General features: G+C 30.4%; 20 protein-coding genes. 19 read left to right on the top strand and 1 reads right to left on the bottom strand.

What is annotated here, in order from left to right:
* Position 1 precedes the first annotated feature (1 nt).
* The 19 genes from F597_RS0111020 to F597_RS0110925 all read left to right on the top strand — a co-directional run bounded on the left by F597_RS0111020 (position 2) and on the right by F597_RS0110925 (position 14,630).
* Positions 2-349 (top strand): hypothetical protein, encoded by a 348-nt coding sequence (locus F597_RS0111020; protein ID WP_019539798.1) that lies wholly within the window; start codon positions 2-4, stop codon positions 347-349.
* Positions 350-523: 174 nt separating this feature from the next.
* On the top strand, positions 524-1,294 hold the full coding sequence (locus F597_RS0111015) for a hypothetical protein (RefSeq protein WP_019539797.1): 771 nt from the start codon (positions 524-526) through the stop codon (positions 1,292-1,294).
* A 30-nt stretch (positions 1,295-1,324) separates the two neighbouring features.
* On the top strand, positions 1,325-1,855 hold the full coding sequence (locus tag F597_RS0111010; protein ID WP_019539796.1) for a hypothetical protein: 531 nt from the start codon (positions 1,325-1,327) through the stop codon (positions 1,853-1,855).
* Positions 1,855-2,130 carry a hypothetical protein gene (locus F597_RS0111005; RefSeq protein ID WP_019539795.1) on the top strand — a complete coding sequence of 92 codons (276 nt, stop codon included), beginning with the start codon at positions 1,855-1,857 and terminating at the stop codon, positions 2,128-2,130. The genes F597_RS0111010 and F597_RS0111005 overlap by 1 nt, the downstream gene beginning before the upstream one ends.
* A gap of 54 nt (positions 2,131-2,184) precedes the next feature.
* Positions 2,185-3,390, top strand: a complete 1,206-nt coding sequence (locus tag F597_RS0111000; RefSeq protein WP_019539794.1) for a hypothetical protein — start codon at positions 2,185-2,187, stop codon at positions 3,388-3,390.
* A 481-nt stretch (positions 3,391-3,871) separates the two neighbouring features.
* Positions 3,872-4,666, top strand: a complete 795-nt coding sequence (locus tag F597_RS22705) for a hypothetical protein (protein ID WP_019539793.1) — start codon at positions 3,872-3,874, stop codon at positions 4,664-4,666.
* Between the two features lie 33 nt (positions 4,667-4,699).
* Complete coding sequence (locus F597_RS22380) at positions 4,700-6,472, top strand: tail fiber domain-containing protein (RefSeq protein ID WP_019539792.1); 1,773 nt, start codon at positions 4,700-4,702, stop codon at positions 6,470-6,472.
* On the top strand, positions 6,465-6,656 hold the full coding sequence (locus F597_RS0110985) for a hypothetical protein (RefSeq protein WP_019539791.1): 192 nt from the start codon (positions 6,465-6,467) through the stop codon (positions 6,654-6,656). The genes F597_RS22380 and F597_RS0110985 overlap by 8 nt, the downstream gene beginning before the upstream one ends.
* Positions 6,657-6,996: 340 nt before the next feature.
* Complete coding sequence (locus F597_RS0110980) at positions 6,997-7,476, top strand: hypothetical protein (RefSeq protein ID WP_019539790.1); 480 nt, start codon at positions 6,997-6,999, stop codon at positions 7,474-7,476.
* 33 nt (positions 7,477-7,509) lie between these two features.
* Positions 7,510-7,878 (top strand): hypothetical protein, encoded by a 369-nt coding sequence (locus F597_RS0110975; RefSeq protein WP_019539789.1) that lies wholly within the window; start codon positions 7,510-7,512, stop codon positions 7,876-7,878.
* A gap of 17 nt (positions 7,879-7,895) precedes the next feature.
* Entirely contained in the window at positions 7,896-8,303 is a 408-nt protein-coding gene (locus F597_RS0110970; protein WP_019539788.1) for a hypothetical protein, read from the top strand.
* Between the two features lie 520 nt (positions 8,304-8,823).
* On the top strand, positions 8,824-9,390 hold the full coding sequence (locus F597_RS0110960) for a hypothetical protein (RefSeq protein ID WP_019539786.1): 567 nt from the start codon (positions 8,824-8,826) through the stop codon (positions 9,388-9,390).
* Positions 9,391-10,569: 1,179 nt separating this feature from the next.
* The gene (locus tag F597_RS21960; protein ID WP_081624364.1) at positions 10,570-10,734 is read left to right on the top strand and encodes a D-Ala-D-Ala carboxypeptidase family metallohydrolase; all 165 of its coding nucleotides are present in this window, start codon (positions 10,570-10,572) and stop codon (positions 10,732-10,734) included.
* Between the two features lie 252 nt (positions 10,735-10,986).
* A complete protein-coding gene (locus F597_RS0110950; protein ID WP_019539784.1) occupies positions 10,987-11,436 on the top strand; it encodes a hypothetical protein in 450 nt (149 codons plus the stop codon).
* A gap of 98 nt (positions 11,437-11,534) precedes the next feature.
* Entirely contained in the window at positions 11,535-12,332 is a 798-nt protein-coding gene (locus F597_RS0110945) for a hypothetical protein (RefSeq protein ID WP_019539783.1), read from the top strand.
* A 108-nt stretch (positions 12,333-12,440) separates the two neighbouring features.
* Positions 12,441-12,902: a hypothetical protein gene (locus F597_RS0110940; RefSeq protein WP_019539782.1), complete on the top strand. Its 462-nt coding sequence runs from the start codon at positions 12,441-12,443 to the stop codon at positions 12,900-12,902.
* A gap of 5 nt (positions 12,903-12,907) precedes the next feature.
* Complete coding sequence (locus F597_RS0110935; protein ID WP_157279093.1) at positions 12,908-13,297, top strand: hypothetical protein; 390 nt, start codon at positions 12,908-12,910, stop codon at positions 13,295-13,297.
* Positions 13,298-13,409: 112 nt separating this feature from the next.
* The gene (locus F597_RS0110930) at positions 13,410-13,745 is read left to right on the top strand and encodes a hypothetical protein (protein WP_019539780.1); all 336 of its coding nucleotides are present in this window, start codon (positions 13,410-13,412) and stop codon (positions 13,743-13,745) included.
* A gap of 42 nt (positions 13,746-13,787) precedes the next feature.
* The gene (locus F597_RS0110925; protein ID WP_019539779.1) at positions 13,788-14,630 is read left to right on the top strand and encodes a DUF2207 domain-containing protein; all 843 of its coding nucleotides are present in this window, start codon (positions 13,788-13,790) and stop codon (positions 14,628-14,630) included.
* Positions 14,631-14,912: 282 nt separating this feature from the next.
* Here F597_RS0110925 and F597_RS0110920 read toward each other — a convergent pair whose 3' ends face one another.
* On the bottom strand, positions 14,913-15,284 hold the full coding sequence (locus F597_RS0110920; RefSeq protein WP_019539778.1) for a TonB-dependent receptor plug domain-containing protein: 372 nt from the start codon (positions 15,282-15,284) through the stop codon (positions 14,913-14,915).
* Positions 15,285-15,560: the final 276 nt, after the last annotated feature.

Below are 15,560 nucleotides of genomic sequence, written 5' to 3'. Positions count from 1 at the left end.
TATGGCTAAGAAAGGGGATTTACAAGTCACTATAAAAGCTGATAGTAAGGAATTTGACAAGACTATCAGTAATTCAACAAATCAAATTAGAAAGTTCACTAAGGACACTGAACAGACAAACAAGTCCATTCAGGGTTTTCAAAATAATATATCTTCACTGGCTGCTGGTGCTTTATCTAAATTAGCTGGTGGTATTGGTGTAGCAGTAACATCTTATGAAACTTTAATGGGTGTTATTAAAAGTACAGAAACTACACAAGATGCTTTTGAAATGGCTATTGCTAAAACACAAGGTGCTTTAGATTTTTTCTTTACCTCTATTGCTACAGCAGATTTTTCTAACTTTTGAAATGGATTATCTGAATCCATAAGGTTAGCAGAAGAATTTAAATTAGCTTTAGATACATTAGATGATAGGAGGTTAGGATTTTCAATAAAAAATACTGAATTAAGAGAACAAATAGCTGGTGCGAGGGCAACCTTATCTGATCCTAATGCTACTAAAGAACAGAAAGATTCTGCAATGGATATTTTAAAACAATCACAAGCGGAATTAAAGAGACTTACAGAAATAATAGTAAAAGATGCTACCAATGCAAGAAATAAATTAGTATCTGATGCTGCAAATCAAAGAATATCACCAGAAGCAATTGAATTAATTCCAAATGCTTTTGCTGGTGCAAGTCCTGAATTTGATAGTTATGAAAGAGAACGACAAAGATTAGAGAAAGAATCAAAAGAAACTACTTCTTTCACACAAGGAACAAATTATGGATCTGTAACGACAACAGTTAAAACAGAGGGTGCACACCAAGCAGAAAAAGAATTAGAAGCTTTAAATAAATTATATCCTACTCTTAAAGAAGTATATGATTTTAAACTTAAATCATCTGATGAAGAAAAGAAAGCATACAAAGACTTAACACAGGAAGTATCTGGTTATAATTCTTCTTTAGATGAATTAAATAGAACAATTAATAGGGAAGAGAATAAATTTAATAAATCCTCTGGTTCTGGTGGATCTAATAAAATAAAACCTGAAATTGAAATACCGGAAGGATCTATTGCTTATATTGATAAACAAATATCTGATCTTAATAAAAAAATATCATTGTCTATTGATCCTGAAGAACAAAGGAAATTATATCAACAAATAGAAGAATTGAGAAATCAAAAAATATCTATTGAAGTTCAGTATAAACATTCAAAACCGGATGATATAGGTGTAAATACAGATTTTTCTGTTAAACCCTCAATCGATATAGAAGGTGATATTGCTGGAATGAGTGATTGATTCAAGGGTTATCAGTCCAATCTGAAGAAGATGGAAGAAGAAAGTATAACAAGTGCTGATAATATCGGACTTGCATTTTCTTCAATGGCAAACGTATTTGGGACTTTAGGTAGTGTTTCAGATGATACTACTTCCAGAATGTTAGGTGGCTTCCAAACTATTTTAGGAGGTATAGCTACACTTATTCCGGCTATTCAGTCACTTGTGGTAGCAGAACAGGCTGGTGCAATTGCAAGTGCTACTTCTTCCGGAGCGAAAATGCCATATCCGTTAAACTTGGTTGCTATTGCTTCAGGTATCGCTGCTGTAATAGCCGGTTTTGCTCAAATGAGTAAAATTCCGGCTTTCGCTGATGGTGGTTTAGTCTATGGAAATACAATTGCCCAGGTCGGTGAATATCCTGGTGCATCTAATAACCCTGAAGTAATTGCACCATTAAGCAAATTAAAAAAGATCTTATCTGATTCAAATGAAGGTTCATCTTCTGTAGATTTTAGAATATCAGGTAAAGATTTAGTTGGAGTTCTAAGTAATTATCAATCTATTAAAAAGAAAAAATAATGTACAGGGAAATATATAATCTTCCGTTCAAATCGATAAATGAAAATAGTTATAAGGTTGTTATAGAAAAAGATGGATTTACTGGTTCTTCTACTGAACTTATAGGTGCTGAAAGTCCTTTTACAATAGAAACATCACTGGATAATCCTTTATCTCCTTTTCGATTGTCTACAGCTACTCTTAGAATATTTGGTGGGGATTACCTACAGAATTTATTTACATCAAATCCACAAGGTGTAAGGGTAAAGTTATTAAAGAACAATCAAATAGAATGATTAGGTTTTATAACCAATGATACATATAGTCAGGACTACAGCAATATAGAATTTGTGTATGAAATAGAACTGGTAAATCCTATATCTACTCTAAAGTATAAGAAGTTTGTGAAAGCTGGTGAAACGATCACATTCATCAATCTTATAAAGGATGCAATCAGTAATACCAATTCTGAAATCAGTAAGATTTATTTACCTACTTCTATTACAAATGCAACGAATCAAAATATATATAACCTGATTGCCATATCATCATCTAATTTCATAGATGAACAAGGTAAAGAAATGACTTACTATGAGATATTGGAAGAAATAGCTAAATATTTAAGCCTTACTGTTACAGTAGACAAAGATTCTGTTTACTTCATTGATTACATTGGAATCAAGAACGGATTCAACCAATATTATTTGTATCAGGGTAGCACAACTACTACCGTTACTTTATCAGACAGTAAGACAATTCAAAATATAGGGTATAGTGGTGACAGTTCAAGATTATCTATCAATTCAGGAAAAAACAAGGCTAAAGTAACTTGTTCATTATTTGATATTGATGAATTACTACCTGAATTTGATGATGAAAAAGCTACTTATTATAAAGATGTAGATACTACTAATTTAAATGATAATAATTATTATTTAGTTAGGTATTATAATCAACCTAAATTTAAATTTTATTATGATTTAGATAGTAAAGAAGGAGACAGAATACAAAATAATAATGATAATTTAGGATCAGTTTTTGTTAAAACTACAAATTATAATATTAATAATAAACCCTCAAAATTATCTATGGTTAATGAGATTCAAATAAAAAACTATATTAAAAATTCATACGGTTCAATTACAAATTATTTGAATAATGATAATAAAGTTATAACATTTAATTCTAATAAAGGATATACTTTTAATAACAATGTATATTTTTCTTTTAATTGTAGTATTAAGGTTTGCAGAAAAATTATAGAATATGATAATACTATTATCAATTTTGTATTAGGTGATTTTTTTATACCAATTAAATTAAAAATAGGAAATTATTATTATAATGGAACTGAATGGACTACTAGTGAAAGTAAATTTAACATACCCATATCAGTAAATGGAACTCACGATTTAAGTAAATATATTACTATTGAAAATGAAAATTCATTTGAATTAGGATTAAGTAATTTAGAGGGTTTTGTATTTAAAGCCCCTGACTTTCCAATTTCTGGTACTATTGAGTTATCTATATATAATTTTTCAAAAGTAAGTTGATATGGATATTTTAGTAATCAATATAATTATATTAAAGATATATCATTTAATTATGCTATTCCTAATCAAAATGAAATATATGGTGATTGAGTAGATGAAAAAAATGATATAACTTATGAAAATGTTATTGAAGGTGATTATGTTGAAGAAGCTGATGAAGTAGAATTAAAAATATGTACATTTCCAGATGATTATTATAAGCTATGTAATTCAACTACTTTTATAGGTAATAATCTATTATCAACATTAAAATATAAACCTTTAGATATACAACTAAAACCAGAAGAAATAATATTACATAGAACAGTAGATTATTATTCTAATCCAAAATATCAGGTATCAATTCCGGTTAATAACGTTGATTTAAAACCTTACACTTTAATCACAGATAATAATTTAAGTGATAAAACATTTATTTATGCTGGTAATGATATAGATTATGAATATGAAAAAAATAATATAACATTAATAGAAATATAATATGCAAATAATAAGTAGAATAATACCAGCAAAACCTAGAAATAAAGAACTTTATTTTGAACGTGGATATGGTAGTTCAAGTAGTGGAACTACTATAACAGGTGGTTCAGGTGGTGTTTCACATTGGGAACTAATAACTACTGATGAAGAAGGAAATATATTAGATGATCCATATTTATTAGCTGGTTATCCTATAGCTTCATATTCTGATAAAGAAGATGGAAAGAATTTTGCTATAATTGGTGATGCTTTATTATCTTATGAAGATGGAGTATTATTATTAAAGAATAAAAATGATTTAACTCCTATATCATTTGCAGCTACTGGTGAAGTTAGTGCATTTGGTCTTGGATCAGGCGGTGGTTCTGGTGGTGGATTGATTGAGACTGTTTATAAATATTCTGATCTTAGTGGTACTTTCAATGATAATAATTTAACAGATACATTTAATGCTTATACTACTAAGCAATTATATAATAGAATAGTAGCTTTAGAAAATGCAGGAGGTACAGCAGTAACTTGGGGAACAACTTCAAATAATTATTCACCACTTACAGTTAACGGAGTATCAAAAACTGTAGCTCTAAGCGGTCATACACACGATTATATTCCTTTATCTCAAAAAGGATCAAATAATGGAGTTGCAGAATTAGGATCTGATGGAAAAGTATTATCTTCTCAATTACCATCTTATGTAGATGATGTATTAGAATATTTAAGTTTATCAGCATTTCCATCAAGCGGAGAAACAGGTAAAATATATATAGCTATAGATTCAAATAAAACCTATAGATGATCCGGTACAGCCTATGTTGAAATAAGTGCAAGTTTGGCACTTGGGGAAACTTCTTCTACTGCTTATAGAGGTGATCGAGGTAAAATAGCATACGATCATTCACAGAGTTCAGGAAATCCACACGGAACAACCTTTGCGCAATTAACAGGTACAGCTTCTGTAGCACAAATACCTAATTTACCTGCAAGTAAAATAACTTCTGGTATTTTTGATATTGCCCGTATTCCTACCGGAACTACTGGTACAACGGTAGCTTTAGGTAATGACAGCAGAATTAACAACGGTCAAACCGCTTACAGTTGGGGAAATCATTCTTTAGCGGGTTATATTACTATAAATGGTACTCAAACAATTACAGGAGCGAAAACATTCACCAACAATACCAATTTCTTTGGAAATATACAGAGAAGAATGTCACAAGATACCTCCAATGCAATCAGATTATTAAGAGTTACCAATGTAGCGGAAGAAAATGAAATTGCTTATATAGGATACCATAACACAGTACAGAGAATGTTTCTTTCACCTCAGACTAATACTGATTTTTGGGTTGATACAGTAGGAAAGTATCAGTTAGTTTTAACTCCGTCCGAAAGCGGTTTAACTTGGAACACAAGAACGGTTTATCATTCAGGCAATTTAACTTTATCAACATTAGGGGGTACACCATCAACAAGAACAATAACAGCAGGTAATGGCTTATCAGGTGGTGGAACATTGGCAGCAGATAGGACAATTACACTTGGTACACCATCTACATTATCGGCATCATCTACTAATGGTGTGACAGCAAGTTCACACACTCACTCAATTACAACAACATCTACAGGTGCTGCAAATACAATTGTACAAACAAATGCGAGTGGTGGAACTACATTTACAGGTACTGTTACAGCACCCACTTTTTCAGGTGCTTTATCGGGCAATTCAACAACAGCGACAACCCTACAAACAGCCAGAACTATCAACGGAACATCATTCAACGGCTCAGCAAATATAACTACCTCAAATTGGGGAACAGCCAGAACAATAACTATAGGAGGTACAGGAAAATCAGTTAATGGCTCTGCAAATGTAAGTTGGGCGACAAGTGAAATAGCTGCTCAAAGTGCTGTTCAATTAGCTACAGCCAGAACAATTTGGGGACAATCATTTAATGGGACAGGGAATGTAACAGGGGCGTTGTCTGGAGCAACCACTGGCAATTTTAGTTCTACTTTAACCGCTCAAACATTATTATTAAATAATACAACAAATAGGGCTATAAGTTTATCATTAGCTTCATCAAATTATATTGCAGCAACAGCCACAAATGGTTATTTGGGTTTTACTGTTAATGGAACAGAATCTAATTTATCAAATGCACCGATGGTTATTCATTCAAGTGGTAATGTTAGAGTAGGTTTATCCGGTGCAGGTGCAACAGTTCCTACACAAGCTTTGCACGTATTTGGTAATGTCTTAGCAACAGGTGAACTTACTGCTTTTACTACTTCTGATGCAAGATTAAAAGAAGATATTAAGCCAATCAAATCATCTTTGGAGTTAATAAACAAACTCAATCCTGTTTCTTATAAGTGGAATGATAAAGCATTTGAATTAAATTCAGGTAAAACTAAAGATACGGATTATGGATTAATTGCGCAGGAAGTTGAAGAAATATTACCTGAAGTAGTACATAATATGTACGATGGAGAATATAAAGGTATAGATTATATTAAACTTGTTCCATTTTTAATTGGAGCAATAAAAGAACTAAAAGAAAAAATTGATAATTATGAAAAAAATAATTCTGTGATTGGCTAAAATCTTTGATGTAGATTTAGTGATAGAAAAAGTTATAATCAAAGAAGTAATTAAAGAAATTCCAGTTGAAAAGCAAGTAGCTTTATCTGGTACTATTAAAGGAGATGTGACAGTAAAAGGTGATCTTACAGTAGAAGGTTCACTTATAGTAGATGGTGAAGTAAGTTGTTTTAAAATTAAATAATATGGCACTATCAAATAGTAATATAACTGTTTCTATGGTTAAATCTGCCATAGGTTCAGGTAGTAATGATGTGGGTACTCTTTGTACTCATCAAAATATAAACAAGTGGTCGAGGTGAAAGCCAATCAGACTTAATAAAGTAACAGGTATTACCGAATCGGAATTACAAAATGCTAATTGTGGATTATTGGTTTATAATGCAACTACTAATTATAAGTTATTAATTCCTTCATCTTTAATGTGGTTTTGAATAAAACCGAGAGGTGGTTCTTTTAATGAACCTTTTAGATTAGGAGATTTTAGAAACTATAATCACGATGGTACACCGCCTGTTACATCTATGCCGGCATCTACTATAACAGTTAATAAAGCTGTTAATGGGTTGTTAACTATGCAACCAGTTTATAGAACTAAAAATACTGCTCCAATAAATGATCCCAGTATTATCAGAATTGATGATTTAAATACATCTATTGGTAATTTATACTATACCGTAGTATTTGAATGGCTTAATCAGGCTTATATTAAAACAGCACCACAACGTGTTTCAGAATATGGTAATACTGTTACTTTTAATTTCAACAATGAATATCCGCTTAGTAATATGTCACCACAATCACTTGATTTTTATAGTGTTCTTTGTGATACAAGAATAACAGACTTAACATTGTTAGATAACATTACACCGGCAGTATTATTTAGCCCTTTACCAATAGGTGATAATGATAATAATGTAAGTAGAATAATATTAAGAGATGAATCTGGTTTAAGTTTTCGTCCTACAAAAGTATCTGCAAATGATGCTGTTTTTGCAGAATGAGGACCGTTTATTGATATACCTTATTATCCATCTATGGGAACACTTGTTGCAAATAAAGGTTTACAATTTAAAGTAAGAGTAGAAAATTATACAAATCAAAATATTACAATCCCCCTACAAGGTTGGGAAATGAATGCTAATCCCACATATTGGGGAGCAAATACTAATTACTTCTCATTTGGCTTAGTTAATCCTGATACTGGTGGTGTATATATACAAGCACCCGTAGTTCCTGCAAATAACGGAGTTATTGAAATAGGTTTTAGGGTTCAAAATATTTTAGATAGAAATGGAACTAATATACAGAATGTTAATGACAAACGAACTGAAACAGTTTCTATTAACTTTAGAAATGGTATGTACGAAGGAAATACATCTGTTAACGTTACAAGTATGATATAAACGAAATAATTATTATAATGGATTGGGGAAATATAATAACAACAATCATTACTACACTTATTATTAGTGGTGGATCGATCTTTGTCTTTTTTAAATTCTTAAAGCAAAGAACACAGAAAGAAAATTCTGATGTTGTAGATAAAGATGCTTCTGCTGCTAAAAATATGTTGGAGTTTGCAGATAAATTTCAGGACTTTGCAGAAAGACAAACTAATACCTATCAAAAGAAATTAATCGAGTTAGAAATAAAAGTTGATGAACATTCTAAGAAGATCAAACACCTAACACTTCTATTAGTAGGAGAACAACGAAAAAAACAATATGCTGAAAAGCATATCTGTTTAGTTGAAGATTGTAATTTACGACAACCAGATAAGGGGACTTATAAAACTGATGACGCAATAAATAAGGATGAAACAATATAGAATAAATACCGATATTATTGATTTAGAATGAGTAATATTTAGAAAGTACGAATTACCAGAGAACTTTGATGATCCTGATATTATAAGATCAAGTATAAAGTTAGAAGCAAGGCATAGACAAAATAAAAATATAGTAATTGAATTACCTTTTGTTTATAAAGACAATAATAGATTACAGATAAAAATATTAGCCGAAGACCTGAATGTATCTGGTGAATATGATCTATTCTTACAATATCAAATTAATGATGATATAGTTAGAACTTACACAAAAGATTATTGTAAGGCTTTTGAATTGGTTGATAAAAGCTGTAAAATAATTGTTCCTGAAGATAAAGTTGTATATGAGGGAATAATGGAGGAATTAAGAGGTTTATCTGCTTATGAAATTGCTGTAAAGAATGGTTTTCAAGGAACTGAACAGGAATGATTAGATAGCTTAAAAGGTGGTGCTTCTGGTAGTGGTGATGTATCTTCAGTAAATGGAAAAAAAGGAGATGTTATATTAAATGCTACTGATGTGGGTGCTTTACCTGTTAATACTCCTTTGTTTTCCGGTAATTATAATGATTTATCCGATAAGCCAGTTATTCCTACTAAGGTATCTGAACTGGATAATGATTTTGGATATATCGTAGTAGAAAGTGATCCCACTGTTCCAGATTGGGCAAAACAATTAACAAAGCCTACTTATTCAAAGGCTGAAATAGGATTGGGGAATGTAGATAATATACAACAAGCATCTAAATCTGAATTTGATTCACATTCAAATAATAATTCTATTCACGTAACAGATTCAGATAAGAATAACTGGAATAATAAAGCTAATGTTGGTGATATTCCTTCTTCCATAAGTCAATTAGATAATGATGAAGAATTTATAAAGAACACTGTTGGTAATCTTACTAATTATTATTTAAAGTCTGAAACATATACAAGGCAAGAAGTTCAGGATTTAGTAAGTTCAGTTCAATCTGTTCAAATTCAATCCGTAGAAGTATTACCAGCAATAGGTGAATCGAATATAATTTATTTAGTACCTAAAGCGGGAGGAACAGCCAATAATGTTAAAGATGAATATATCTGAATAGATAATAATTGGGAACACATAGGTACTACAGAAATTAATTTAACCTGGGATATTGTTACAGGAAAACCCAGTTGGATTACTGAAAATAAACCATCATATAGTTATAGTGAAATAACTGGTACAAAACCACCCACCAATGCACAGAAAAACTCTGATATTACTAAAACGGAGATAGAAGCTAAGTTAACTGGTAATATTGTTAGTCATTCTCATACTGTTACAAAATCAGATATAGGATTATCTAATGTTGATAATACTTCAGATTTAAATAAACCTATTTCAACGGCTGTACAGGCAGCTTTAGATGGTAAAGCTAATACTTCCCATACTCATAGTATAGATCAAGTAACGGGATTACAGACAGCCATAAACGGTAAATTTGATATTCCTACAGGAACTACTTCTCAATATTTGAGAGGTAACGGAACTGTTGATTCATTTCCTGTTGTAATGGGTGAATCAGAAATTAATACTGGTACATCTACTACAGGTAGATTAGTATCGGCACAAAGGCTAAACAACTGGTTAAATAGTAAGAATATACCTAAACAAGTAGTAGTTTCAGAACTTCCATCTTCACCAGATCCTGATACGTTTTATTTTATAACAGAATAATTATGATATATAAGGGAAATGAAAAGATAAAAAGTATTTACTATGGGAATCAGAAAATAAAAGAAGTGTATAAAGGGAATCAATTAGTTTACAGTGATGAATCTGTAGGTTATTGAATCCATAAAGACACAGGAGTTACAACTCCTATTGGACTAAATGAGCCGTTTATTTCTGGAACTACATTTAACAGACCGTCTTGGTATATTGATGCTTTAGAGATAGAAGTTCCAGAGGGAATAGCAGTATTAAATGGATCATTTAATGGTTGTGATAACTTAAAGATAATAAGATTACCATTAACAATTACAACTATTGGTGATCTTACATTTAATCAAACTCCATACTTGGAGGGATTATATATTAAAGCTACAGTTCCTCCATTTCTTAGTTCAAATTTAGGTGCTAATATAGGTCACATAGGAAATGTGAAGATATATGTACCTGCTACATCTGTAAACGCTTATAAAACTACTCCTGTATGGTCTAATTTTTCATCAATAATATTAAGTATGTAATATGAAAAAATTTAGTGACTTTATATGAAGTGATACCGCTAAACGGTTGAAGATAGATAATAATCCTACTGATCCGGTAATAATTCAGAATATAAATAAAACTCTCCAGTTTATTAATGAATTAGAAATAGACTTTAGAATAACATCTGGATATAGATGTCCAGAACTTAATAAAGCTGTTGGTGGTGTTGATAGTTCCCATCATTTATGAGGATATGCAGCAGATATAACATCTGATAATATTCAGGGATTATTATCTGAATTAAAAGAGAGGATAAACGAAATAGATCAACTAATCTATTATCCTAAACGTAATTTTATACACGTTTCTATTCACTCAAATAATAGAAAAAAATACTTTGAGAAATAATATTTAAAAGACTGGTAATTATTTATCAGTCTTTTTTTGTTGTATAATAATATAATTATATATTTGTAATTATAATTTTTAAAACAAAATATTATGGCTAAAAGAAATCGTTATTCAGAAGAAGAGAAAAAGCAACTTATTAAAGAACATAAGAATGATTACTTAAGTAGGAATAGAGCTAAAGTTAATGGTAAAAATGCTACTGAAGAATTATTTAATAAACTACCTTTAAAAGAACAATGGAGTAGAATATATCTTTTTATAAGACGAAATAAAACAGTCGTCAATAATGAGATTAATAATACACAAATTAAAGATCCATTGAAATCTATCAAATCAATTATTGATAATTTAGATCTTGAACAAATAAAAACGCTATTAGATGAATTTGATTCTTTGAGAAATTATGCTCAAATACATTTACAAAATCAAGTAGAGGTAGAAAAGAAAAAGGTGCAAAATCAGGTTAAAGATATACTTAAAAATCTCGATTTAGAAAAAGATGCTTTTCAAAAGATAGTGGATATAATTAATAAGAAATAATGACTTACATTGATGAAAACTGGGATTTTATGGGAAAGTAGTAATCCGGTAAAAGCCTTTGATTAATTCAGAGGCTTTTATATTTAATCAGAAACACTATGATTATAGGTGAAGATGGAACTGTAGATCTGGAAAACGGGGAATTTGATAATGTTTATATTGAGAATTTCATTTATAAACTAATACCATTTAATAGAGGTACAGCAGAAACTTGGGATTTTCCACAAGTGGAATCAATAATAATTCATTTTGAATATGCAGTTGTTGAGGGTAGAATTAAATTACCTATTTCTTATGAAGACTTTTCAAAGGATCAGGAACTAATAAAGCGGGTAGATAAATTCAATCTCGTTTATAAGAAAGACTATAAATTGAGATTAGAGCCTCTTTATTATCTTACTCTGTTTGTCTATAATCTTGCTACTAATGTTACTGTAGATAGTGTTTATATTGGTGAAAAACGATTGAATCAATTAGCAGAAGCATTAGAATTAACCGAAGAATCAGATTGTGAGATCACAATTAAATCAGGAAAAGGAAAAAAAAAGATTATTGATCGGGAATTGATAAACCTGATTTTTAATATTGATAAGATTAGGGAGAGTTTAACGGATGAAGATAGAAGAATGTTGCGTTCAAGTGATGTAGACCTAAAACGAAAGTCTGATAAATTCTCTTTTACAGATAGAGCAGCCGTTTTTGTGGGTTATCTGTTTGATTACTTTGATAAGGATAATCAATCAAAGGAACTTATTTCTTATTTGACTTATATATCAGAGATCGTAACAAACGATAGTATTATAGTAAGTAATGACTATATGAACATTCTTTTGAGGAACTATAAATCAATAAGAGAGAATGACAAAAAACAATTAAATCCGCTTTTATATGTCTGATTATCAAATAGTATAATTTTTGACTTAAAACTTATACCTGATAGGATTTTAGCCTTTACCATACCTTTGTATCAGATAAACGAAGTTGTTTATCGTAAAAAATATATTATGATTACAAAAAAATTTCTTCGCGAAAGCGAAAAAGTAGAACAGATTGAGTTCTACAAAGCTACTTATCTTAGTAGCAACAGAAGAAAAAAAGTTGATGGTAAACTTATTACCGAAGCACAGTTTGATGCACTACCATTAAAAGATCAATGGAGTATTATCTACATCAACTATGTTAGAAAAGGTGTAAGGACAACCAAAGACACTTTCAGAGTTGCTACGTTGAAGAACAATCTAAAGACTTTTAAAAGTAAGATGGATGATTTGGATGATAAGGACGTAAAAGAGATAATTAATCTATTTACGGAACTTACGGAGTATCACGAAAAGAAAGCTGAACGGACTTATCAGCAGAGATTACAAGCTGCTGAAGAGAGATTAAGAGCGCAAGAAGAAGCTGCTAAAAAGGCTTCTGAAGAGTTAGAGAAGTTACAAAAAGAAGGTAAAACTATTAATAACTAATGATTATGAATCAAAATAAAAAAATTAATCCTAATGGTATTGGTTGTTATCCAGTAAACACAGCAGCAGTTGATAAAAATAGTGCAGACTTAAAAAATTTATTTAGTAAGCTTGATCCAGCGGAATGTTTAGCTTATGCCTATGAATTAAAATATACTGCTGAAAAGTATGGTTATAAATGGTTCTATGATAGAGCAAATGATATAACTGAAGAAGAAGATGAATTAGATGGAAAAGAATATCAAGCAGTATTAGATAGAGTAGATACAAACCACGCTAATATTTTAGACTACTATAATAAGGAAGCCAAAGAGATACTTAATAGAAACTTTAATTGGAATCTAAATGATGATGATAATCTTTGGGAATCTATAAATGAGAAAGCAATTTGGTAATAATATAAGTTTGAAAGTACCGGCAATAGTCGGTACTTTCTTTTTTATTATTCTTATCTGTAATTGAAAATAAAGCTATATATTTGTGGTTAAACATTAAATATATAGAGTTATGGAAGACGAAGCTAAACAGATAATATCAACACAGTTGTGGGATTTATCAAAGAATAACAAATTAGAATTTGATGATCCTTTTAAAAAGAGAGACAAAGAAAAATCTATTGGTCTAAGTGAAATTAAGGAAATAAATCAGGTTGCAATAATTAAACCTCAAGAAGAAAGTATTTATTCATTTACAGGTCGGGGAAGTATAAAATTTACAGATAAAATATCTGGTGGATATACTTATGATATATGTGATTTTTTTGGTTTAGCTAAAATAAAAACAAATATCGATAATGAAATTGAAAGTATGGAAATAGTAGATAAAATAATTCTATTATCCTGATTTATAGCTATAAAGATTTACTCCCGCTTAAATATTTTATCTATGAAAACTTTTATTCTTAACTCCATCAATCGGCTAAAGTCTTATAGTCAAAACTTAGATGCAGAAAGCACCTTATATAGTAAATCTTGGGAAGTATTTAATGAAACAGGAGATAAAGAGCTATTTATTTTCCGACCAAATAATGATTTACTTATTTCCAGAAATGGAATAGTACAGAAAGGAAAATGGGAATTATTAAATATAGCTACACTATTAATTGATATAGGTGAAAGATCATATCTTTTAAATGCTGCATATATAGAAGATCAGTTTTTAGCTTTAAACTTAGACGGAACCAATGAATTTATGGTAATGATTGAAACGGATATGAAAGATCGTTTCTCATTAAACACTATTGGATCAATAGAAAACTATCTGGAAGATCGATATAAAAGGATTGAGCAGGAAAGAATAGATAAGGAACAAGCGGAACAGAAGATATTAGAAGATGGAAGAATAAGAGAAGAACAGATAGAGAAGGAGAAAGAGAGAAAAGAATTATTTAGGTTATTTGAAGAAGAGAGAAAGAAAGAAAAGAAACAAATAGAACAAGAAAAAAAGGAGGGAGAGAACAGAACAGAGAAACTGTATTATCTTAAATATAAAATGAAAAAATATAAACAATATACAATTGGGAGTTTGATATTTTTTATTTTATCAATACTTACATTGATATTTATTGCAGTATTATTATTTACCCCAGTGAGTGATAACTATAGTTTTTTGATTTTCCTTGCGATTATTTTCATAATAATAACTATGGTATTATTAAAAAAAATGAAATCATATAGTGATGTATATGATGAATATGAAAAATTAAAATCTAAACAAAATCAATCGTAGTAATTGTTTAGGCTGTTAATCAACTTTCAATAATAATAATTTATATATAATTAACTATAAGGTTATCAGAATTTTAATTAACAAGAGGGATAGGGGGATGAAATTGTTTTTAAGAGGGTGAGTTAACCTCCCCCCTCCCGACTTTCCGCAAAATGGAAATTTTTTGAATCTGAAATGTTCTGAATATTCCTGTTCACATATTCACCAGACCGATTTTAAGGCTCTTTGTTGATTTTAAATAATTAATTGATAGCGTGTTTGAGAAGTATGAGTGTGCAAGTATTAAACATCGGTTAAAGGAAATTCATCTACATATATTTTGACGTTGCGAATACCAAATGGAGACCGGATCAGACTGCCACGCATTGTCAGCCGGTAACTTCCCGGCGAACGCTCTTCCATACGAACACCGGCTACCATATTCAACGCCGGTAAAAGTGTAGTGGTCTGTTGTGTTTCTATAAGGTTTGAAGAAACGGACTGTGCCGAAGCAGTTAATCCTAAAATAGGTTGCTGGTTGAAATAGGCAATTATTTCTACCGGTTCAAGCGTAAGTGCTTCATTTTGATATATACTGTCAGTCGTTTGTCCATAAAGCGTTGAGGAAACAGCAACGCAAAATGTAATAAGCAGAAGTATAACGATACGGGTCATGTAGTCTTATTCTTACCGGATAAATCCTTTATGGACAGGCATTGTCCGTATTTTGTATAAATAAAAAATTGAAAGAGTCTGATGAAATCGACTAATTTTAATGAAGGGTTTGTCTCTGTTTTTTATAGTTTACCTCCAATTTTCAAAGATAAGTAAAAAAGGTTTGAAATCAATCTTCGGTGATGTGAAAAATAAACTCAGTAGATTAAGCAGTGCCGTTAGTCATTATATTCCAATCACGCATGGGGTGTTTCTTTTCTTTATATTTTTCAAAAG

The organism is Proteiniphilum acetatigenes DSM 18083 (assembly GCF_000380985.1).
In the GTDB taxonomy this organism is placed as follows: Bacteria; Bacteroidota; Bacteroidia; order Bacteroidales; family Dysgonomonadaceae; genus Proteiniphilum; species Proteiniphilum acetatigenes.
This window is presented reverse-complemented; position numbering and strand designations above follow the sequence as displayed.

Bases quoted from the DNA above. Each gene is read 5' to 3' on its own strand.
- F597_RS0110930 (WP_019539780.1), top strand. From the start codon at position 13,410: ATGGAAGACGAAGCTAAACAGATAATATCAACACAGTTGTGGGATTTA.
- F597_RS0110980 (WP_019539790.1), top strand. From the start codon at position 6,997: ATGCCGGCATCTACTATAACAGTTAATAAAGCTGTTAATGGGTTGTTA.
- F597_RS0111010 (WP_019539796.1), top strand. From the start codon at position 1,325: ATGGAAGAAGAAAGTATAACAAGTGCTGATAATATCGGACTTGCATTT.
- F597_RS0111015 (WP_019539797.1), top strand. From the start codon at position 524: ATGGATATTTTAAAACAATCACAAGCGGAATTAAAGAGACTTACAGAA.
- F597_RS0111005 (WP_019539795.1), top strand. From the start codon at position 1,855: ATGTACAGGGAAATATATAATCTTCCGTTCAAATCGATAAATGAAAAT.
- F597_RS0110940 (WP_019539782.1), top strand. From the start codon at position 12,441: ATGATTACAAAAAAATTTCTTCGCGAAAGCGAAAAAGTAGAACAGATT.
- F597_RS0110945 (WP_019539783.1), top strand. From the start codon at position 11,535: ATGATTATAGGTGAAGATGGAACTGTAGATCTGGAAAACGGGGAATTT.
- F597_RS0110935 (WP_157279093.1), top strand. From the start codon at position 12,908: ATGAATCAAAATAAAAAAATTAATCCTAATGGTATTGGTTGTTATCCA.
- F597_RS0110925 (WP_019539779.1), top strand. From the start codon at position 13,788: ATGAAAACTTTTATTCTTAACTCCATCAATCGGCTAAAGTCTTATAGT.
- F597_RS0110950 (WP_019539784.1), top strand. From the start codon at position 10,987: ATGGCTAAAAGAAATCGTTATTCAGAAGAAGAGAAAAAGCAACTTATT.
- F597_RS0110970 (WP_019539788.1), top strand. From the start codon at position 7,896: ATGGATTGGGGAAATATAATAACAACAATCATTACTACACTTATTATT.
- F597_RS0110920 (WP_019539778.1), bottom strand. From the start codon at position 15,284: ATGACCCGTATCGTTATACTTCTGCTTATTACATTTTGCGTTGCTGTT.
- F597_RS22705 (WP_019539793.1), top strand. From the start codon at position 3,872: ATGCAAATAATAAGTAGAATAATACCAGCAAAACCTAGAAATAAAGAA.
- F597_RS0110975 (WP_019539789.1), top strand. From the start codon at position 7,510: ATGGGAACACTTGTTGCAAATAAAGGTTTACAATTTAAAGTAAGAGTA.
- F597_RS0111020 (WP_019539798.1), top strand. From the start codon at position 2: ATGGCTAAGAAAGGGGATTTACAAGTCACTATAAAAGCTGATAGTAAG.